We start from the raw sequence: 20,828 nt of genomic DNA on the forward strand, positions 1-20,828 counted from the left end.
TGCCCGGTGTTGAGCACATTTCAGACACCAGCACGATCCGTGCCGGACCCTCGCGAAATCGAGCCGGGCTTGAATCCCTTGAAAAATTGGGTCTTTCGCACGCCGATCGCGCGCGGGAGGCCGGCCGGGAGACGGCCTGCTGTAATTTTTGCACGCCGAAACTACACGCTATCGGCGCCGGGAGCCCCGGGCGGGGAAGAGGGCGGGGTCGCTCGTCCGTTGGGAGAGGCGGCCGGTCACCGCGCGGACTTGGTGGATCCCCCCGTCCTGCAACAGAGGAATCCGATCGGGATCGACGGGGACGCCGTCGAGCGTCGCTTCGACGATGGCGTGGTATTCAGGATCGGAATTTTTCACGTCGATCTCATAACACGCGCTCCCGGCGCGCCACCGGATGGAATAGCCGTTCCAGGATCCGGGGAACGAAGGCCGCAGCGCGAAGGTGGAGCCCTGAAGCCGCAGGCCGAGAATCTCCTCCAGGCCGAACCGGTAGAGCCATCCGGCGGAGCCGGTGTACCAGGTCCACCCTCCTTGCCCCGCCATCTGCGGATGGAGGTGGATATCGGCCGCCACGACGTAGGGCTCCACTTTGTAGCGCGCCACCTCGGCCTCGGAGCGCGCGCGGTTGATCGGATTCATGGCGTGGAACAGCTCCGCCGCCTCCCGGCGGAGTCCCAGGCGGCCCATCGCCATCGCCGCCCAGATCGCGGCGTGCGTGTAATGACCGCCATTCTCCCGGGCGCCCGGAACGTACCCTTTGATGTATCCCGGCTCCAGCGACGAGCGGTCGAAGGGCGGCGCCAGCAACGCCAGGAGCCCCTGGTCCCGGCGCAGCAGGCGCGCCTGGACCGAGTCGATCGCTTGGGCGGCGCGCTCCGGTTTCGCCGCGCCCGACAGCACGGCCCAGGATTGGGCGACGGAGTCGATCCGGCACTCCTCGCTTTCGGCGGAGCCGATCACCGTCCCGTCGTCGCTGACGGCGCGCCGGTACCACTCCCCGTCCCAGGCTGATTCGAGGCTTTTCGCCAGCCGCTCCGCTTCGTGGCGGTAGCGCGCGGCGGCCACGTCATCGCCGCGCGCTCGGACGATCGGCTCGAAGGCGCGGAGCACGTCGATGAGGAACCAGCCGAGCCACACGCTCTCCCCCCGGCCCCCCGCGCCGAGCCCGCTCATGGCGTCGTTCCAATCGCCCGAGCCGATCAGGGGGAGGCCGTGCTCGCCGAAGGCGAACCCGCGCTCGAGGGCACGCGTGCAGTGCTCGTAGACGCTCGCCGAGCGAGCCGAGACCTCTGGCAGGCTATACGATTCGCGGCGCGCAGGCTCAAGCGCCGGCGCGCTGAGGTAGGCGGTCTCTTGATCGAGAAGCTCCCGATCGCCCGTCGCCCGCACGTACTGCGCCACCGCGTAAGGGAGCCACAGGAAATCGTCCGAGCACCGGGTCCGGACGCCGCGGCCCGTCTCCGGATCCCACCAGTGCTGCACGTCGCCTTCGAGGAATTGGCGGGACGCGGCCCGGAGGAGGTGCTCGCGGCACAAGTCGGGACGGGTCGCCAGAAGCGCGAGCGCATCCTGGATCTGGTCGCGGTAGCCGAAGGCGCCTCCCGGCTGGTAGTAGCCCGTGCGAGCCCAGAGTCGGCAGCTCAGGACCTGGTAGAGCAGCCACCGGTTCATGATGAAGTCGAAGGAGCGATCGCCCGTTTGCACCTGCAGGGCGCCGAGGATCGCCTCCCAGCGATCCCGGACTTCGGCCTCGGCCTGGCGCGCCGCCGCGACGCTGCCGTGCCGCTCCCGCAGCTCGGCGGCATGGCGCGCGTCCCGTCCTTCCCCCAGGAGCACGACGACCGTCCCCGCCTCCCCGGGCGCAAGCGACACGATCGCCTGAAGCGCGGCGCAGGGATCGTGCCCCGCGCCGAAGCGTCCGGCGAGCTGGCGGCGACCAAGCGCCGCCGGCCGGGCGGGGCTGCCGTTGCGGCCGATGAACTCGAGACGATCGGCGGTCGCGGAAAAGGGCTTCTCGGAGATCGAGACGAACGCGACCCGCCCGGGGACGTCCCGGTTGAAGGGATTCCGCGCGAAGATGACGTGATGATCCAAGTCCGGCTCCGTGACGACGTGGAGATGCTCTCCCCGGCGCGGCGGACCCAGGGCCCATTCGTTGTAGGCGAAGAGGCTGAGCCGGCGGCGGGTGGGCGAGGCGTTCTCGAGCGTGAGGACGGAGAACTTCACCGGGTCCTCCGGATGGACGAAGATCCGCAGCTCCTGGGAAATCCCGTGCGCCGCGCAGGCGAACCGGCTGATTCCCGCGCCGTGACGGACCACCCACCGGCGGCGCGGCGCGCCGCCGGGAACGGCGGTCCAGATCTCGCCCGAGTCCTCGTCGCGCAGGTAGATCGTCTCGGAAGTCGGATCGGTGACCGGGTCGTTCGCGAAAGGCGTCAGCCGGTTCTCGCGGCTGTTTCCGGCCCACGTCCAGGACGAGCCCGACGCCGTCACCATGGTGCCGAAGGCCGGGTTGGCCATGACGTTGGCCCAGGGCAGGGGCGTCTGGCGGTCCGGCTCCAGGACGATGGCGTACTCCTTCCCGCCGTCGGCGAAGCCGCCCAGGCCGTGGCCGAATTCGAGGGGCGGCGCCTCGATCGGAGGAGTCGCGTCGCGCGAGGCAATCGCCGAGGGGAAGCGCGGCACAAACGGAGGAGGCCAGCGCGGCTCGGGCCGCGGCGCGTCGAGCTGCTCCGCGAGCTCGCCTCGCTCGCCATGGAGAATGGTCCCGGCGACGGCGGAGAGCAGGGCTTGCTCGTCCTCCGACAGGACGTCGCCGCGCAACAGGAACACTCCACCCGGGCGTTCCTTCCAGCCGGCCCAGGGACCGCTTTCGACCGCCGTCTCGAGCTGCTTTTGCACCTCGTCCCGGTAGCCGACCGGATGCTCGTTCACGATCGCCACGTCCGCGATCAACCCTTTGAGCCGCCAGAACTCCTGCGCCCGCAGGATCTGCCGCACCAGCTCCAGGTCGTTTTCCTCCGTCACCCGGACCAGCAGGAGAGGGAAATCGCCCGAGATGCCGAAGCGCCACAAGGCGGACTGGCCCAGGACGTTGCCCGCGCGGACGTGCGGCTCGGCGCCGAGCGAGGGGTCGGTGAACAGCGTCGCGGAGGCGAGTCGCAGGAAGAGCTGCGCCTCTTCCGCGCTGATCCCCAGGTGGGTGCACTCGATCTGGCACTGGCTCCGGGCCAGGGTGAACGCGCGGGCCGCGATCGCGAAGTCGTGATATTTGGCGCACAGCGCCGCGGCGGCCTCGCGGCTGGCGGCGACGCCGGTCGTGAAGGCCATGCGGGCCCGGCCGGCGGGCGGAATCCGGACACGGAGCCTGAGGCTGGCCATCCTGTCCATCACCGAGGCGCTCCGTCCTCTTAGCGGCCGCCCGTCGAGGGCGATCGGATCGTCGGGCTCGCGCCCGCGGCCGAGGAACCTCGCCCGATCGGTCTCCCACTGGACTTCCGCTTCCCCCGGCGCTTCGGCGCCGAGCACGTGCAGCGCCCAGGCTTCGGGCTCGGACGCCTCCCGCCGTCGCCGGCGGAACAGGAGCGCCGAGCTCGCGGGGAGGCAGGCCGCCTCCATGAACAGCTTCCCGAACGCCGGATGGGCCAGATCCTCCTCGAAGGAGGCGAGCGCCAGCTCCACGTAGCTCGTCGCCTCGATCTCGAGCGCCTCCTGGGTGTGATTGATCAGCGTGAGCCGGCGCACCTCGACGTCGTCTTCGGGAGACACGGCGACCTCCAGCCGCGTCTCGACCTCCCCGTCGATCCGGCGGAAGTCGGCCTTGTCCAGGAGGAACCTCACCTGGTATTCGTCCGCCTCGCGCCGCGTCGGCTGGTAGGCGGCCGACCAGACGAGGCCGCTCGTCTGATCCCGCAGATAGAGGTACTGGCTCCCCAGGTCTCTCGTCCGGTCCTCCCGCCAGCGGGTGACGGGACAGCCCCCGCACATCGACGCTCCTCCCCCCGCGTTCGTCAACACCACGGTGTAGCGGCCGTTCGACAGGAAATGCGCCTGAGGATGAGCCGTGTGCGGAGTCCGGTACCGGCGGACCGGAGCAGGGGCCGCCGAAAAATCGAACGACGGCCTCGCCGCGGGGGTCTGTCTCGAGATCGGCGCGTCCCGCGAGGGGCGCTCCTGGAGGAGGAGGTCCGTCACCCGGATCCTCGGATCGGCGTGAAACCGCTCCCGCATCGCGTCGCCGCACAGGAAGTTGTCCAAGGCGATCAGGGACATCCCCTGATGGTGCGCCAGGAACGACTTGAGGACGACGCCGGGCTTGCGAATCCTGGTCCGGGCGCGGGGCCCCGTCTCCGCGCCGTCCCGGGGGGTGTAGTCGATCGCCTCGTAGAAGCCGTAACGCCCCTCCAGCCCCTCCGCGAGCAGACGCCGGATGTTGAGCAGCGCCGCGTCGGCGTCCACCAGCAGGGCGAGGAGGGTCGAATAGGGCGAGATCACGAGATCGTCCGCCAGGCCGCGCTTCAGGCCCACCGCGGGGATCCCGGAAGCCTTGTACTGATAATGGCCGCGCCGGTCGACGAGGTTGAACGCCGACTCGGAAATCCCCCACGGGACGCCGCGGCTCCGCGCATAGGACTTCTGCAGCCGCACCGCGTTCCGGCTGCTTCGATCGAGGAGCGTGCCGGGATAGCTCTTCATCAAGAGCAGCGGCATCAGGTATTCGAACATCGAGCCGCTCCAGGAGACCAGCGTCGGGGCCCCTCGGGCGCTGACCAGCCCGCGCCCCAGCTGGAACCAATGGCTCTGGGGCACTTCTCCTTTGGCGATGGCGATGAAGCTCGCGAGACGGGCCTCCGAGGCGAGCAGATCGTAGAAGGAGGGATCGTTGCGTCCCGCGCCGCCGTCGGCGAGACGGTGGCCGATGGCGAAGAGCCGGCGCTCCGGATCGTAGAGGAACCGGAAGTCCATCCCTTCGAACATCGCCAGGGCCTTGTCCGCCAGAGCGTCCAGGCGGCGCGCCAGGGTCGCGTCGGGATCGCCGGCGCCCGCGGCGCGCAGCTCCGCCGCGAGCCGGCTCGCCCACAAGAGCGCTTCCTGCGCCTGGGGCGCGCCGTTCACCCGCTCCTCGAAAGCCGCGATCTCTTCCAGGAGTCGCCGGCTCTTTTCCGGAGCCAGGAGGTCGGGCGGCCCGACCGCCGCCGGATCGGAGCCCGGAGCCGGAGCCCCTTCGCTCAGCGCCTCCCGCAGGGGAGCGGCCAGAAACCGGTTGCCGGGGGCCGAGACCGAGAACGCGTCGACCGCGTCGCGCAGAAGGGCGAGGGTGTCGGCCGCCCCCTCTCGCCCGGAGCGGGAATCGACCGGGGCGCGGGCGATCTCCCGCAATCCTTGAGCCAGCGTGATCAGGCACCCCGCCAGGTTGCCGCTGTCGACGGTCGAGACGTAGCGCGGCATCAGGGGGGCCAGGCTGCGCGTGTCGTACCAGTTCAGCCAATGTCCCTGGAAACGCTCGAGGCGCTCCAGGGTGGCGAGCGTCCGCTCGATCCGCTCGGCGAGCTCCCGCGCCGTCAGGAAGCCGAGATCGCGAGCCGCGAGCGCCGACAGAAGTCCCAGTCCGATGTTGGTCGGCGACGTGCGATGCACCGGCTGCTCCACTGCCCCTTCCTGGAAGTTGTCGGGAGGAAGGTCGTGATCCTCCGCCGACGCGAGCGTCTCGAAGTATCCCCACGTCCTCCGGGCGAGGCGCCGCAGCAGGCGGAGATCCTCCGGCCCGAGGTCCGGCCGCCGCACCCTCGCGGGCCGGCTGAGCGCGTAGGCGACGAAGGGAGCCGCCAGCCAAAGGAGGAGGAAAGGCAGCGCCACCGGCAGCGCCGACGGGCGGAAAGCCGCCAGTCCCGCCGCCAGTCCCGCCGCGAGCAGCGGGCTGGCCGCCATCTCGGTCAGGAACCGGGACCAGCCGTAGTCGCGCACCACGCGGGCCATTCCCGCCATCGTCACCCATTCCAACAGGCGCTTCTGGGTGAACAGCAGGCGCACCAGCGCGATGCCGGCGGCATGCACCATCCGGTAGGCGTGATACAGGAGAAACGTCACGGTCACGAGAAGCTGGGCGACCGCGACGGCGAGCGCCTCGCCGCTCAGCTTCAGGAACGCCAGCGGCGGTTGGACCGCCGGGCCGCGCAGCAGATGGAGCAAGGGCGGGAGCATCGGGAAGGCCATCACCCCCAGGACCGCGGCCGTCCAGGCGAGCGGGCTCCCCGGAAGCACGGCCCATCCCGCCGCCAGGAACAGCGCCAGCGCCGCGGGCGTGAGGCTGCGGCGCAGATTGTCGAGGATCTTCCAGCGGCTGATGATCGGCAGGCGATTGCGCACCAGGCGGCCGCGCGCCGGGATCCAAGGAAGCAGCCACAGGAGAATCTGCCAGTCTCCGCGGACCCAGCGGTGCTGGCGCTGCGCGTGGGACACCACGCTCGCCGGATAGTCGTCCACCACTTCCACGTCGGTGACCAGCGCGGTGCGGGCGTACAGGCCTTCGAGAAGATCGTGCGACAGGATGACGTTGTCGGGGACCTTTCCGCCCAGCGCGGCCGCGAAGGCCCGGACGTCGTAAAGCCCCTTGCCGGTGAAGATCCCTTCGCCGAACAGGTCCTGGTAGGTGTCGGACACGGCGGTCGTGTAAGGATCGACCCCGAGGTTGCTCGCGTGGATGCGCGAGAAGAGCGATCCCGCCACGCTCGACATCGTGACGCTCACCCGCGGCTGGAGGATCGCGTAGCCTTGCGTCACCCGCCCCAGCGGGCGGTCGAAGACGGCGTGGTGCAGCGGGTGGAGGATGATGCCGATCAGCTGCCGGGCCGCGTCGCGCGGCAGGATCGTGTCGCTGTCCAGCGTGATGCAGTAGCGGACGCCGGGCAGCACGGAGAGGTCCCCCGCCTGCACGACGTAGCTCGTGTCGCGGTCTCCCCGCAGGAGCCGGTTGAACTCCTCGATCTTCCCGCGCTTCCGCTCCCAGCCCATCCAGCACCCTTCCTTCGGATTCCAGCGGCGCTCCCGGTGGAAGAGAAAGAAGCGGCCCCCTCCTGCGTCCCCGGCGCGGGCGTTCAGCTCCTCGATCCCCTGCCGCGCGGCGCGCAGCAGATCTTCGTCCCCCGGCATCGTGGCCGCGGGCGCGTCGGCGAAATCGCTGAGGATCGCGAAGTGGATGCGCGGATCCTGGTTTCCGAGCGCCTGGATTTCGACGTGGTCGAGCAGCTCGCGGACGCCGCTCAAACGGGTGATCAGCGTCGGCACGATGACCATCGTCCGACCCTCCTCCGGCACGGCCCCTTTCAGCTCGAGGCGCGGAAGCCGGCGGGGAGGCGCGATCGACGCCGCGAGCCAGTGCATCACCCCCGTCGCGAGCTCGGCGGCCGGCAGGAGCGCCAGCAGCAGGACCCACTCGTCGTATTCGTCTCCGGGCGCGAGCGCCATCGCGCCCGCCACCCCGAGGGCGGTGAGCAGGCCGATCCCCCCGAGGTAGAAGAGCGCCGCGTGGCGGAAGAAGAACCGCCGTCCCCGCTGGCGCAGCCCCGGCCGGTGATTCAGCTCTCGCTCGAGCTCGCTCCGTCCCTTGCCGATCAGGTAGTAGCCGATGTGATGGGTGCGGTAGTCGCCCGGATCCCGCCGGGCCGCCTGCCCGGCGCACTCGACAACGCGACGCGCCGCGCTTCTCTGCGATTCTCCCGTCGGCTCCGCCAGATCCTCGATCGCCTTGCGGTAGCGATCGCGCCCGGCGAAGTCCATCCTTCCGTACACTCCCCCCGGATCGCGCCGGAGGATCTGCTCGACCAGGCTGACCTCCTCGAAGAACTCGTTCCAGTCGAGCGTCGAGCACAGCCTCAGCGTGGTGATCGAATTCGCGGTCGACGCCAGCTCGCGGGCCTGCTCCTGGTGCTCGGAGCGCATCACGTCTTCGGGGGTCCGGTTGGTCGCGGCGAGACGGTCCTCCAGCCTCGAGCGCAGCGGCGCGGCCTCCGATCCGTACTCGCGCAGCCTCTGCAGCAGCCGGACGACGAAGGCCGTGCCCGGCTCGTCGGGAAGCTCGAGGGCCGCTCCGGGCGCGCCGATCTCGGGCTCCCCCAGGAAGCGGTCGGCCTCGGCTCGCGCCTGGCGCTTCTCCAGGATTCCTTCGGCCAGACCGCGCAGGTTCTCGACCAGCGCCGCTTTGATCATGATGGGCCAGGCCCATAGCTCGCCGATGCTCAGGGGCGCGACCTCCTGGTAGGAAGACACGAAGCCGACGAGCCTCTGCCGATCGAGGCGGGCGTCGCTGTGCCGAATCAGGTCGAGCGCCATGGCGTAGACCCGCGCTCCGCCGGGCGCCCCGGGAGACGCCAGCTTGGGGAGGTCGAGGTAGTAGCGGCGCGGCAGGCTGCGCCGGACGTCGAGGACTTCGGTTCCGATGATGTGGAAGTTATCGAGCAGCCATTCGGCGGCGGGAACGAGGGGCTCGGAGCTCTTCGCGTCGCGGGCCAGCAAGCGATAGGCGCGCTGGAGCAGCGCGAGGTTCTCGTCCAGCCTGCGGAAGAACCGGCCGGCGCCTTCCCGAGCGCTGGCCGACGGGATGAAGCGCGTGGCGAGGATCCGGGCGCGCGCCTCCAAATCGGCCAAGCCCAGGATGGTGTCGCCCTCTTCGGCGGGGCCGGCGTAGGTTCCGGCTACTTCGTCCCGGCGGGTTGTCGGGTTCATCGGGTTCGTTCCTCGTCGATGGGTCGGGCAGGCGGTTCCCGCCGCGCAACTCCCGGCGGGACCCAGCCGTTCGCGCATGCCGGTGGGTAGTTTTTTCAGAGGGTTGCAAAGTTTTCAATCCGCCGGTCCGACGGCTTCAGGCCGCCCCCGCGAGAGGACTGCGCCGCAGGGAACGGATCAGCAGCAGGATCCTCGGATCGCCGGCCCCGGGATTGCCCCGCTCGAGACGGCGATCGGGCGACCGTTCCACCGCGTGGATGGCGCATTCGAAGCAGTCGAATTGATGAGGCGGCTCGTTCCCGAGCCTCGTCTCGACGCCTTTCACGACTCGCTTGCCGCACAGCTCGCAGATTGGCATGAGCGTCCTCCCGCTCGCGTCTACCGTCCCGCGTCCATCCGGTGCGGACGGGGACGAGCGCGACGGGGGGTTTGGCAGCAAGCCCCATGCCATTCGAGCCGGGAAGCGCGCGGCGCTCTTGGCAGGCGCCGGGGGGGCGTGATAGAGTAACACTCTCAAACGTCGAGAGTAGGCGGCTTTTCATGTCGTCAGAAGAGCGAGAGTCCGTGTCGCAGCCCCGTTCCGGCTCCGCCGCGCTCGGCGCGGAGGAATCGGCCGTCGCCTCGACCCTGGGCACGGTCCTCTACCATCGCGACCTGCGCCGCCATTCGATGTGGTGGGCCAACGGCCTTCAGGACCTCCTCGGCTGCTCCGCGCCCGACGCCGCGGCCGCCGGCGAATGGTGGGCCTCCCGGATCCATCCCAAAGATCGAAAAGGCTATCACGTGGCCCTCGCCCGGGCCCTCGAAAGCGGTGCGCCGCTGGGTCTGGAGTACCGCGTGCGAAGCGCGGAGGGAGGCTGGGTCGAGGTCCGGGACGAGGCGGTCCTGGTCCGCGAGCGGTCGGGGGAGCCGGCGCTGATGCTGGGCGCGATTCACGATCTCAGCCGCCTGAAGAACTGGCAGAAGGCTTCCGAGGTCATGGACGAGTTCCTGGCGCGGGCGTTCCACGACATCCGCACCCCGATCAGCTCGATCCTGATCTGGTTGCGCGTCTTCCAGAGCAGCGAGGACGCGGAGAAGAAAGCGCGGGCCCTGGGGGCCATCGAGAACAGCGCGACCACCCTCGCCGAGCTGGTCGACGAGCTTTTCGATCTGTCGCTGATGATCACCGGAAAGCTGCGCCTGCAGCTGCAGCCGGTCCAGCTGGCTCCCTTAATCGACACCGCTCTAGGTGTCGCGGCCCGGCTCGCTTCCCCGAAGGGGATCCGCCTGGAAAAGAAGCTTGACCCGCGGGCGGGGCTCGTCAACGGCGACCCGGGCCGGATCGAGCAGCTCGTCCGCGGCCTGGTGGCGAGCGCCATCTCGCTGTCGCCCGAGCGCGGCACGGTCGAGGTCGTGCAGGACCATGATCCTCCCCACGCCCGCCTCACGGTGCGCTACGAGGCGCCCGCGAGCGGGGGGGGCGACGAGGCCGATCTCTTCGAGTGGCGGATCGCCTCCAAACGCCGCGGAGGAGTCAATCTCGCGTCGGCGTACCATCTCGCCCTTCTCCACGGCGGGTCGATCAGCGCCCAGATCGATGACGCGACCAGAAAAAGCCGGTTCATCGTCCTGATTCCGCTGCTGGCCGAAGAAGCGCAGCCTGCCCCGCCCGAAGGACCGCGGAAGAACGACTCTCCCCGGAAGGAGACCCCATCCTCTCCTCCGGAATTCTCCAACCGCTGACCGGGGCCGGGCCGCTTCCCCGGGATTCCGCGCCGATCCAGCCGTTCCGCCGCTTCCGCCCGGATTTTGATATTCGCGAGGCGCTTGTACTATAGTTTTCGGCCCGACGGTCAGACGGAAGCCGGCGTCCGCCGGGCGTGATGGCCCCCATCGCGCGCGGGAGGGTCCGCAGATCCAATGCTCGACGTGCTGGTGGTCGACGACGATCCCAACTTCCTGAGCGGCCTCACCGAGATGGTGAGCAAGGAAGGCTTCGCCACGACGACGGCCGGGTCGCTCCAGGAGGCGCGGCAGAAGCTCAAGGAGTCGACCCCCGACATGGTCCTGCTGGACGTCGACCTCCCCGACGGCAGCGGCATGGAGCTCCTCAAGGAGATCGGCGCCAACCCCCTCACCAACGTCGTGATCATCACGGGGCACGCCACCATCGACGCCGCGGTGGAGGCGATGCAGATGGGCGCCTCCAATTACCTCACCAAGCCGATCGATTTCGCGCGCGTCAAGGCGCTGCTCGTCGGCGTCGCGCAGACCCGGGAGCTGAAGCAGCAGATCGGCAACCTCCGGAAGGAGCTCCGGCAGCTCGGAAAATTCGGCCCGCTGATCGGCGTCTCCGCGGCGATGCAGAACGTCTACGACATGGTCTCGAAGGTCGCGCCGACCGAGGCGACGGTGATGCTGCTGGGCGAGACGGGCACCGGCAAGGAGCTGGTGGCCGAGACCGTGCACGATCTGAGCCGGCGCCGGAAGCAGGCGTTCCTGGCGATCAACTGCGGCGCGGTCTCCCCTTCCCTCATCGGTAGCGAGCTGTTCGGCCACGAGAAAGGAAGCTTCACCGGCGCCGAGCGGCAGCAGCGGGGCTACTTCGAGCAGGCCAACGGCGGAACCCTGTTCCTGGACGAGATCACGGAGATGCCGCTCGACCTCCAGGTCGACTTGCTGCGGGTCCTGGAGACGGGAAGCTTCCGGCGCGTGGGCGGGCAGCAGCTGATCACCGTCGACGTCCGGGTGATCGCCGCCACCAACGTCGATCCTGCGAACGCCACCTTCAAGCAGAAGCTCCGGGAGGATCTCCTCTACCGTCTCAACGTGTTTCCCATCCTCCTCCCGCCCCTGCGCGAGCGGCTCGATGACGTGGAGCTGCTGGCGGAGCATTTCCTCGCCTCTCTCAACCGGGACGCGGGCACGTCGAAGCGCTTCACGGGGGTGGCGGTGGAGCGGCTCCGGGCCCACCCCTGGCCGGGGAACGTCCGCGAGCTGAAGAACATCATCCAGCGCGCTTTCATCATGGCCGAGAACGACATCGGCCTCGACTCCCTCGTCCTGGGAGTGACGGAAGTCTCGGGCTCGAGCTTGAACATGAAGGTCGGCACCTCCCTGGCCGAGGCCGAGCGGCGCCTGATCCTCGCGACCCTCGAGCATTGCGCGGGCGACAAGAAAGCCTCGGCCGCCATCCTCGGGATCAGCCTCAAGACGCTCTACAACCGGCTCAGCGAGTACAAGCCGCAATAATCTCGCTGCCCAAGCCGCCCCCCCGGCTCCTAACCCTCCACGGCGAAGGTCCACCTTTTCATCGGACTTCTCCGCTCGGCGCGCGGGCTCCCGGAGCCCGGCCGGCGAGGCGGCGGCCACACGACCCGCCGGGGTTGCCGCGAAGAGCGTCGGAATCCGAAGGACCTTTCGATCGATTCGACCTTTGCGGCTGGCACATTTGTTGCTGTTTTTGCCAGCCGTTGCTGAGAACCACCATCAGGATGTCCCGGCGGTAAGGCCTTTATCCAACGAACCGATCGGTGCCCGGGGCGCCGCGACAGCGGGGAGACCTTCAAAGGGGAGCGCGCCCGCGCCGGCCAAAGAGCAGGAAGGACGGAGGTAGGAGCATGTCATCCAAGGGGATACGAGCGGTCATTTTCGACATCGACGGGACGCTTGTCGATTCCGTCGATCTGCACGCCCGATCGTGGAAGGAGATCTTCGCGGCCTACGGAAAGCAGGTCCCTTTTGAAGAAGCGCGTCGCCAAATCGGCAAAGGAGCGGATCAGCTGATGCCGGTCTTTTTCAGTGCCGAGGAGATCCGCCGGTTCGGCGAGGAGATGGAGGAGGCGCGCGGACGCCTGTTCCGGAGCCGCTACCTGCCGCTCGTCCGGCCCTTTCCGAAGACCCGCGAGCTCTTCCAGCGCCTCAAGGACGACGGGGTGCGGATTGCTCTGGCTTCCTCGGCGTCCCGTGAGGACCTGGACGAGTACACCCGGTTGGCGAGAATCCAGGACCTGGTCGACGAGCAGATCACCGCCGACGACGTCAGCCAGTCGAAGCCGCACCCGGAGGTCTTCGAGGTGGCCCTGGAGGCGCTCGGGAACCCCGACCCGGCGAACGTGACGGTCGTGGGAGACACCCCCTACGACGTCCAGGCGGCCCGGAAGGCGGGGCTGGACACCGTCGGCGTTCTCTCTGGGGGGTTCTCCGAGGACGATCTGCGCGGCGCGGGGGCGGTCGCGATCTACCGCGACATCGAGGATCTCCTGGCTCATTACGAGGAGTCGCCTCTCGGCGCACGGGCGGACGAGGTGTTCCTCGGCCGGCTGGCCCAGCATTCTCACTCAAGACTCTGAGCGGCCCCGGCTCACCAATTCCCGCAGCCGCTCGGGCTGGACCGGCTTGGTCAGATGCAGGTCGAAACCCGCCGCTTCGGCGCGGCGCCGGTCCTCTTCCTGCCCGTAGCCGGTCACGGCGACCAGCAAGGCCCCGTCGAGCCGGCCGTTCTTCTTGAGCCGGCGCGCGATCTCGTAGCCGTCCATCCCCGGGAGTCCGATGTCCAGGAGAATGACGTCGGGGCGGAACGCGCCGGCGGCTTCCAGCGCCCCCGGACCGTCGTAGGCGGTGCGGACCTCGTGGCCGTCGAGGGAAAGCATCATGCTGATGCTCTCAGCGGCGTCCTCGTTGTCGTCGACGATCAGGATCCGCCGGCTGGTCGCCGGGATGCTTCTCGGCTTCGCCGCGGCCGGCTTGGTCTGCGGCCGCGTTTCCTCCGCCCGCGGCAGGGTGACGACGAACTCGCTCCCCAGCCCCGGCCCGGCGCTGAACGCCTCCAGCGTTCCCCCGTGCATCTCCACCAGCCGGCGGGCCAGGGTCAGTCCGATCCCCAGCCCCCCCGCCGCGCGGTCCAGCGAGTGATCGCCCTGGGAGAAGAGCTCGAAAATCGTCTCCAGGACCTCCGGGGTCATGCCGATGCCGGTGTCCCGGACGCGCACCAGGACCTTCTTCTCCGTGTCGAGCCGCTCGACGACGAGCCCGATCTTCCCGCCTTCCGGCGTGTACTTGGCGGCGTTGTCGAGGAGGTTCGTCAAGACCTGGGAGAGGCGGTCGAGATCGGCCTCGACGACGATCTCCCCCTCGGGCGTCTCGATCGACAGGCTCTGCCTCCGCGTCTCCATCAGCGGCCGCACCGATTCCACCGCCCGCGTCACGACGACCGCGAGATCGGTCGGTTCGCGCCGGATCCTCACCTTTTCCGTCGTGATCCGGGCGACGTCGAGCAGCTCGTCTACCAGCCGGGCGAGGTGGGAGACCTGGCGATCGATCACGGCGCGGGCCCACTCGAGCCTCGACTCGGGCGGGCCCATCAGCCGCAGGATCTCCGTCGCGTTGAGCACCGCCGCGAGCGGGTTGCGCAGCTCGTGCGCCAGCATGGCGAGGAACCGGTCCTTGCGCTGATCGGACTGCTTCAGCTTCTCCTCGATCTCGCGGCGGCTCGTGATGTCGGTGGAGACGGAGCAGATGGCGTAGGGATTCCCCGCCGCGTCCACCAGGGGGAACTTGCTGGTCAGCCAGTAGCCGGGCTTCGCGTCGGACGAATCGGAAGGCGAAACCTCTTCGAGCTGCAGGGGACTCTTCGCCTTTTGGACGCGCCGATCCTCCGCGCTCGCGCCCTCGGCCTCTCCGGGAGGCAGGAGATCGTGATCGCTCTTCCCGAGCACCTCCTGCCCGGGCGCCCGCTGGGCCCAGAGCGAGGCGGCGGTGCGGTTCAGGAAAAGGTAGCGGCCCTCGACGTCCTTGATCGAGACGGCGAGCGGCGCGTTGTCGAGGATCGAGCGCAGGCGCTCCTCGCTCTGCCGCAGCGCCTCCTCGGCGCGCTTCCGCTCCGTGATGTCCCGCAGATAGGCGGTGAACAGAGGCCGGCTCTGGCGGTGGACCACCGTGACCGTCAGCTCAACGGGAAACTCGGCGCCGTCCCGGCGCATGGCGGTCATCTGGACTCGCTTGCCCAGCATCCGCGCCTCGGCGGAGGTCAGGTAGCGCATCAGGCCGGCGCGGTACGCGGCGCGATGCCGCTCCGGAATCATGATTTCCGCCAGGTTCTTTCCAAGGACCTCGGCGCGCCGGTAGCCGAAGGTCGCCTCCGCCGCCGGGTTGAATTCGCAGATCAGCCCTTCCTCGTCCATGCTCACGATGCAATCGAGGGCCGAATTGAGCATGGCGCGCAGCCGCGCCTCCCCCTCCCGCAGCGCGCTCTCCGTCCGCTTCCGCCCGATGTACTGTCCCAGCTCGTTGCCGATGCTGACGAAGGAGCGGACCACCTCGTCATCCGGCTGCCGGATCTCGCGGCTGAAGAACTCGACGACCGCCAGGACCTCGCCGTCGAGCACGATCGGGAACGCGAAGGCGCCATGCAGGCCGTCGCGCGCGGCCATCCCGGCCCGCGGGAAGTTGGGATCCCGCGTCACGTCCGCGATCCACGCGGGGCAGCCGCTGGCCCACACCCTTCCCGGCAGGCCGACGCCCTCCTCGAACAGCAGCTCGCGGCTGCGGGCCGCGAACGCCGGAGTGTGGACCTCCGGCTGGTTCCATATCTGGAGGAACACCAGTCGCCGGGCGGCCGGATCGACGCGCCAGAAGATCCCGAGGTCCCAATCGAGCGTGGAGCAGATCGCTTCGAGGACGGGCAGCGCGGTCTCGTCGAGCGACTTGGCGTGCGCGATCGCCTGGGAGACTCGGTATTCCGCCGAGCGCCGGGCGATCGCGATCCTCCGCTCGGAGATCGCGGCGCTCAGGATGAGCGTCGTCACCGTCACGACGCTGAGGAAGATCTGGACGAGCATCAGGCTCTCGTCGACCGTCTTCCCGAGGAAAGGCCCCCTGCCCTCCAGCGCGCTGCCGATGGCGATGATCGAAGCCACCAGGGTCGCCGTCGTCGTGCCGAGCTGCCCGAAACGAACCGCCGCCCAGATCAGCAGCGGAAAGACGATGTACACCAGGGGGTAATGGGTCCGAAACTCTGAGAAGGGGAAACGGAACGCGAAGTGGCAGACGGTGATCAACCCGGCCAGGAGGACCAGGCTCTCGGCGATCCTCCGGAAGCGCCATTCCGGCCTCATGAGGGTCTTGAACCAGCTGAGCACCACCGGCGCGACGACGAGATCCCCCATCGCGTCCCCCAGCCACCAGGTCTTCCAGATCGACCCGTAGAGGCTCCACGGCTGCAGCCCGGCGGCGCAGAGAGTGGTCGTCCCGATCAGCGCGCTGACGGTGGTGCTCACTCCTGCCGCCAGGACGACGAGGCCGAAGATGTCCCGCAAGTGCTCCAGCCGCGGATCGAATCGCCCGACGCGCTCCAGGAGCCAGGCCCCGGTCAGGGCCTCGAGCATGTTCCCCGTGGCGATCGCCGCCGCCACGACGACCGGCTCGTGGCTCGTGGCGTTCGCCACGAAGGCGCCGAGCCAGACGGCCGGCCAGATCCGGCGGCCGAAGAGGATGCAGGCGGCGAGCGCGATCCCGCTGGGAGGCCAGACCGCGGTGACCTGCTCCGCGACCCCGGCCATCGTGAAGCCCAGCTTCGCGGCGAACAGGTAGGAGGTGCCGATTGCGGCAAGGAGCGGGATGTACGTCCGGTCGCGCAGGCTCATGCCGGGTCCCGGAGGAAGGTTCGCGGCGAAGCCAGGGCGGCCGGCCGGGGGCCGGCCTCCGTGGCCCTTGGCGAGATCTTATCAGGATCCCGGAAACCGAGGCGCCTCGCAGCGCTCAGAGACCGCGCCGCGCGGCGGCGGTGATCGCGCCGCGGGAGGCTTCGTAGTCCTTCCAGGGGTCGGTGCGGATCTTCCGCAGCCGGCCGGGGAGGTTCCGGAGGGTGAAGGAGTCGGAGCGCAGCGCCGGAGTCAGCTCCTCCCATCGCACCGGCGCCGACACGGGAGCCCCGGGGCGCGCGCGCGTCGAATAGGCGGCGATCGCCGAGGCGCCGCGGACGTTGCGCAGGTAGTCGAGGAATATCTTCCCCGCCCGTTTCGCCTTCGACATCGTGGCGGTGAAGCGCGCCGGCTGCTCGCGCACCACGGCCTCGGCGAGGGCCCGCGAGAACTCGTGGACTTCGTCCCAATCGTTGCGGCCGCGAAGCGGGACGACGATGTGCAGCCCCTTCCCCCCGGTCGTCTTCGGGAAGCTCGCGAGCCCGCGGTCGGACAGGCGCCGCCGGACCAGACGGGCGGCGTCGAGAACGGCGTCCCAGTCGACTCCCGGGCCGGGATCGAGATCGAAGGTGATCCGATCGGGGTTCTCGAGCCGATCGGCCCTCGACCCCCAGGTGTGGAACTCGAGAACGCCACGCTGGACCAGGCCGATCAAGCCCTCCAGCGTATCGATCACCAGGTAGGCTCCCCGCCCCTTCTTTTCCTGGATCATCACGCGGCGGACGGCGGCAGGCAGCGTCTCCCCCGCCGCATGCTTCTGGTAGAAGCATGGCTTGAGGGTCCCTTCCGGACACCGCACCAGCGTCAGGGGCCTCCCCGTCACGTGAGGCAGCACGTGGCCGGCGATCGCTTCATAGTATTCCGCCAGCTCCTGCTTGCTGATCCCCGCATCGGGATAGAGGACCTTTTCCGGGTGAGTCAGCGTCACACCCGCGACCTCGACTCGCGCGCCGCCGGCGGTCGCGGCCCGCCCGGCCCTCGACGCGCCCGAGATCTTCATCTTCGCGGCGCGGCTCGCCGCCGGGCTCGCGGCTCTCTCTTTCGCCGAAGCGTTCGCCGCCCGGCCCGCGGAGGGTTCCGTTCGTTTCTCGGATGCCGGAATCGCCGAGACGGGGAGGGCCCGCTCCCGGACGATCTCCTCCGTCTTCTTGTCCTCGCGCAGCCCCTGGAACGACGGCTGGCGGAGGAGGCCGTCCTTCGTCCACTCGGAGAACTTCACTTCGGCCGCCAGGACCGGCTTCACCCAGTGGACGCCGCGCGCCCGGCTCCCGCGCGGCGGGCGCGCGAACGGCGGCTCCTTCCGCTCCAGCCGCGCCAGCCGACTCTGGAGATCCCGGAGGACCGCACCGGTGAAGCCCGTGCCGACCCGGCCGCAATAGACGAGGCGCCCCCCGGAGTCGTGAACCCCGAGCAGGAGCGCGCCGATTCCCTCACGGGAGCCCTCCGGCTCCGTGAAGCCGCCGATGATGAACTCCTGCCTCTGGAAGCACTTGATCTTCAGCCAGTCCCGCCCGCGTCCCGGCCGGTAGGCAGAGTCCTGGCGTTTGCTGACGATTCCCTCGAGGCCGCGGCGGCAGGCTTCCGCGAAGAACTCCGGTCCCCGGCCGACCACGTGATCGCTGTAACCGATTCTCTCGGATTCCGCGCCGGCGGCCTCGAGGAGCTGCCGCAGAGCCTGCTTCCGCGCCGCGAGCGGCAAGGGGGCCAGCGCGCGGCCGTCGAGATGCATCAGGTCGAACGCGAAGTAGCTGACGCCGCCGGCGTCCTCCCCGGCGAAGGAATTCTGCAGGGCCTGAAAGCTGGTCCGGCCCTCCGGCGTGACCTTGACGATCTCGCCGTCCAGCAGCGCCTCCTCCACCGGAAGCGCCGCCGCGGACGCCGCCAGGGTCCGGAGGCGGCCGCTCCAATCGTGGCCGCGGCGCGTCAGGAATTCCGCGCGGCCGTCCCGGATCCGGCAGATCGCGCGGTATCCGTCGAACTTGATCTCGTGAAGCCACTCGTCGCCTGCCGGGGCCTCTTCCACCGGCGTCGCCAGCTCCACGGCCACCGCGCGTGGGAGCTTCTGCTTCGGCGCCTCCGGGGGAGGCGCAATCTTCCGGCCGCCGCCCTTCGGCTTCCCCGCTTTGCGGCCGGCCTGGGCGCGCGCGCTTCGGGCGGCCTGGGGGGACATCTCCTCCACCGTGCGGCCGCTGAGCACGCTCTCCGGCCTCTCCTGGAGAAGCGCGTCGCCGGAGCCGGGCTTCGCCTCGGCGTCTCTTTCCTTGATGAGCAGCCAGTTCTTGCCGTCTTCTCCCGCTTTCCCTCCCATCCGGACGAGGTTGAAGCCGCCGCGCAGCTTCTCGCCTTCCAGGGTGAACTTCATCCGTCCTTTCCGGTAGTCGGCCGCAGGGTCGCCTTTCGGCCGCCAGCGGCCGCGATCCCACAGGATCACGCTGCCGGCGCCGTACTCCCCTTTGGGGATGGTGCCCTCGAATTTCCCGTATGCGAGGGGGTGATCCTCGACGTGCACCGCCAGGCGCTTTTCGGACGGATCGAGGCTCGGGCCCTTCGGGACCGCCCAGCTTTTCAGAGTGTGCTCGAGCTGCAGGCGGAGGTCGTAATGCAGGCGCGAGGCGGCGTGCTTGTGGATGACGTAGAGGTTGCCCTGCTTGCGCCCCGCCGAGCCTTTCGGCTCCGGAGTGCGATCGAAGTGGCGCTTGGTCCGATACGGGCGGAGACCCATTCTCACGCGCTCCTGGAGCGCCGGGCTTTCGCCGGGGTCCGTCCCGCGCCGCGTGATCGCTGGCTCCTTGCCTGCGTCTTCTCGATGCTCTTCTTGAGCAGCGGCATCAGGTCGACCACTTCGGCCATGCGCGGCTTCTTTTCGTGGGGCTCTTCGATCTCCTCGGTCTTGCCTGATTTCACCTTCCGGCGCACCAAGGCCAGGATGTCGTCGTGGTAGTCGTCCCGATACTCCTCCGGGCGCCAGGACGACGCCATGCTCTCGACGATCTGCTCCGCCATGGCGATCTCCTTGGGGGTGACGCCCAGCTTCTTGAGATCGCCGGCGGGCGCCTCGATCGCGCCCGGCTCGCGGAGCTCGTGCGGGTAGCGGAGGATCTCCAGGGTCAGGACCGCGTCACGGACGAAGAGCGCCGCGAGGCGCTGGCGCGTGCGGATCACCACCTTGGCCAAGCCGACCTTGGCGCTCCGGCGGAGCGTCTCGCGCAACAGCGCGTAGGCCTTGCTGTTCTTCTTGGCGGGTTCCAGATAATAGGGTTTCTCGAAGTAGACGGGCTCGATCTCCGCCGCGTCCACGAATGCGAAGATGTCGATCGACTGCGACGCTTTCGGGTTCGCCCCCTTGATCTCCCGATCGGTGAGGACGACGTGCTGCCCTTCCTTGTATTCGTATCCCCGGACGACCTGATCCCACGGGACCTCTTTCCCGGTGGCCTTGCTGACGCGCTCGTAGCCGACGGGAGAGAGGTCCCGGCGATCGACGTAGCTGAACTTCAGCTCTTCTTTCGACTCTTCCGCGGGCTGGAGGCTCACGGGGATCGTGACTAGCCCGAAGTTGATGCTTCCGGTCCAGATGGCTCGCGCCATGGCGGACTCCGCATCATCGTCAATATCACAGTCAATTTCACTCGATCATTATCACTATCACTATCACTCGTCCCCCCATGACGGCGGGTTCTTCCGGCCCGATGCCGGCGCCCCGCCGTGATGAGGGCGAACCATCCGTTAGCTCGACGAGATCGAGAGGTTCGCCTGCACGTCGCGCACTCCCTCGGTCTGCTTCGCGAGGTTGATCGCCTTCTCCTTCTCCGCCTCGCTGCGCACCTTGCCGGTCAGGAACACGACGCCTTCGCGCGTGTCGACGTCGATCTGGAGCCCCTTCACGTCGGGATCCTCGAGCAGCCGGCTCTTCACCTTCAGCGTGATCCCGGCATCGTCGATGTGCTCGCCGAGGCTGCGCTCCGGGCTCGGAGCGTTCCCTTCCGCGGCGGCGGTCTTCACGGAAATCATGTCGACGACGCTGGTCACACCCTTGGTGTCGCGGGCGATTTCGAGCGCGCGGTTCTTGGCCTCCTGGCTGTCGATGTTCCCCGTGAGCGTCACGACGCCGTTCTGGGTGGCGACATCGATCTGATACGCCTTGACGTTGTCATCGGTGGCCATCTTCGCCTTGATCTTGGTCGTGACTCCCGCGTCCGACGTGCAGGCGACCGCGACGAAGATCAACGCGACCAGAGCGATCAGGGGAAAAGATCTGCGTGCTTGCATCGTTTTCTCCTCAAAGAATGCCGGAGCAACCGGCGTTGCGATCGGGATCCTGGGAGAGCAAGAAGTGTGCCGCGATCGCTCCCGCCGATCCCCTGGCACGACCCTTGCTGAATAGCCCCTCGAACCAGGACGTGAGGTGTCACGGGTGAGATAAAC

The 20,828-nt window shown here is 68.9% G+C and carries 9 protein-coding genes; 3 read left to right on the forward strand and 6 right to left on the reverse strand.

What is annotated here, in order from left to right:
- Positions 1-168 precede the first annotated feature (168 nt).
- Both VGR67_14085 and VGR67_14090 read right to left on the reverse strand, forming a co-directional pair.
- Positions 169-8,721: a glucoamylase family protein gene (locus VGR67_14085; GenBank protein ID HEV8337539.1), complete on the reverse strand. Its 8,553-nt coding sequence runs from the start codon at positions 8,719-8,721 to the stop codon at positions 169-171.
- Positions 8,722-8,857: 136 nt separating this feature from the next.
- On the reverse strand, positions 8,858-9,079 hold the full coding sequence (locus tag VGR67_14090) for a hypothetical protein (GenBank protein ID HEV8337540.1): 222 nt from the start codon (positions 9,077-9,079) through the stop codon (positions 8,858-8,860).
- Between the two features lie 206 nt (positions 9,080-9,285).
- Here VGR67_14090 and VGR67_14095 point away from each other — a divergent pair, with 206 nt between their 5' ends.
- The 3 genes from VGR67_14095 to VGR67_14105 all read left to right on the forward strand — a co-directional run bounded on the left by VGR67_14095 (position 9,286) and on the right by VGR67_14105 (position 13,055).
- A complete protein-coding gene (locus VGR67_14095; protein ID HEV8337541.1) occupies positions 9,286-10,446 on the forward strand; it encodes a PAS domain-containing sensor histidine kinase in 1,161 nt (386 codons plus the stop codon).
- Between the two features lie 177 nt (positions 10,447-10,623).
- Positions 10,624-11,955 (forward strand): sigma-54 dependent transcriptional regulator, encoded by a 1,332-nt coding sequence (locus VGR67_14100; GenBank protein HEV8337542.1) that lies wholly within the window; start codon positions 10,624-10,626, stop codon positions 11,953-11,955.
- A gap of 368 nt (positions 11,956-12,323) precedes the next feature.
- Complete coding sequence (locus VGR67_14105) at positions 12,324-13,055, forward strand: HAD family hydrolase (protein HEV8337543.1); 732 nt, start codon at positions 12,324-12,326, stop codon at positions 13,053-13,055.
- Here VGR67_14105 and VGR67_14110 read toward each other — a convergent pair.
- The 4 genes from VGR67_14110 to VGR67_14125 form a co-directional block, all read right to left on the reverse strand.
- Positions 13,044-16,346: an MASE1 domain-containing protein gene (locus VGR67_14110; GenBank protein HEV8337544.1), complete on the reverse strand. Its 3,303-nt coding sequence runs from the start codon at positions 16,344-16,346 to the stop codon at positions 13,044-13,046. The genes VGR67_14105 and VGR67_14110 overlap by 12 nt on opposite strands.
- Positions 16,347-16,461: 115 nt before the next feature.
- Positions 16,462-19,125, reverse strand: a complete 2,664-nt coding sequence (gene ligD / locus VGR67_14115) for a DNA ligase D (protein HEV8337545.1) — start codon at positions 19,123-19,125, stop codon at positions 16,462-16,464.
- Positions 19,126-19,127: 2 nt separating this feature from the next.
- The gene (locus VGR67_14120) at positions 19,128-19,991 is read right to left on the reverse strand and encodes a Ku protein (GenBank protein ID HEV8337546.1); all 864 of its coding nucleotides are present in this window, start codon (positions 19,989-19,991) and stop codon (positions 19,128-19,130) included.
- 138 nt (positions 19,992-20,129) lie between these two features.
- Positions 20,130-20,672: a BON domain-containing protein gene (locus tag VGR67_14125; protein HEV8337547.1), complete on the reverse strand. Its 543-nt coding sequence runs from the start codon at positions 20,670-20,672 to the stop codon at positions 20,130-20,132.
- Between the last annotated feature and the right edge of the window lie 156 nt (positions 20,673-20,828).

The organism is Candidatus Polarisedimenticolia bacterium, assembly GCA_036004685.1.
In the GTDB taxonomy this organism is placed as follows: domain Bacteria; phylum Acidobacteriota; class Polarisedimenticolia; order Gp22-AA2; family AA152; genus DASYRE01.

What these genes read in the sequence shown, in the direction of transcription:
- VGR67_14085 (HEV8337539.1), bottom strand. Translation starts at nt 8,721, where the DNA reads ATGAACCCGACAACCCGCCGGGACGAAGTAGCCGGAACCTACGCCGGC.
- VGR67_14090 (HEV8337540.1), bottom strand. Translation starts at nt 9,079, where the DNA reads ATGCCAATCTGCGAGCTGTGCGGCAAGCGAGTCGTGAAAGGCGTCGAG.
- VGR67_14100 (HEV8337542.1), top strand. Translation starts at nt 10,624, where the DNA reads ATGCTCGACGTGCTGGTGGTCGACGACGATCCCAACTTCCTGAGCGGC.
- VGR67_14105 (HEV8337543.1), top strand. Translation starts at nt 12,324, where the DNA reads ATGTCATCCAAGGGGATACGAGCGGTCATTTTCGACATCGACGGGACG.
- VGR67_14110 (HEV8337544.1), bottom strand. Translation starts at nt 16,346, where the DNA reads ATGAGCCTGCGCGACCGGACGTACATCCCGCTCCTTGCCGCAATCGGC.
- ligD (HEV8337545.1), bottom strand. Translation starts at nt 19,125, where the DNA reads ATGGGTCTCCGCCCGTATCGGACCAAGCGCCACTTCGATCGCACTCCG.
- VGR67_14120 (HEV8337546.1), bottom strand. Translation starts at nt 19,991, where the DNA reads ATGGCGCGAGCCATCTGGACCGGAAGCATCAACTTCGGGCTAGTCACG.
- VGR67_14125 (HEV8337547.1), bottom strand. Translation starts at nt 20,672, where the DNA reads ATGCAAGCACGCAGATCTTTTCCCCTGATCGCTCTGGTCGCGTTGATC.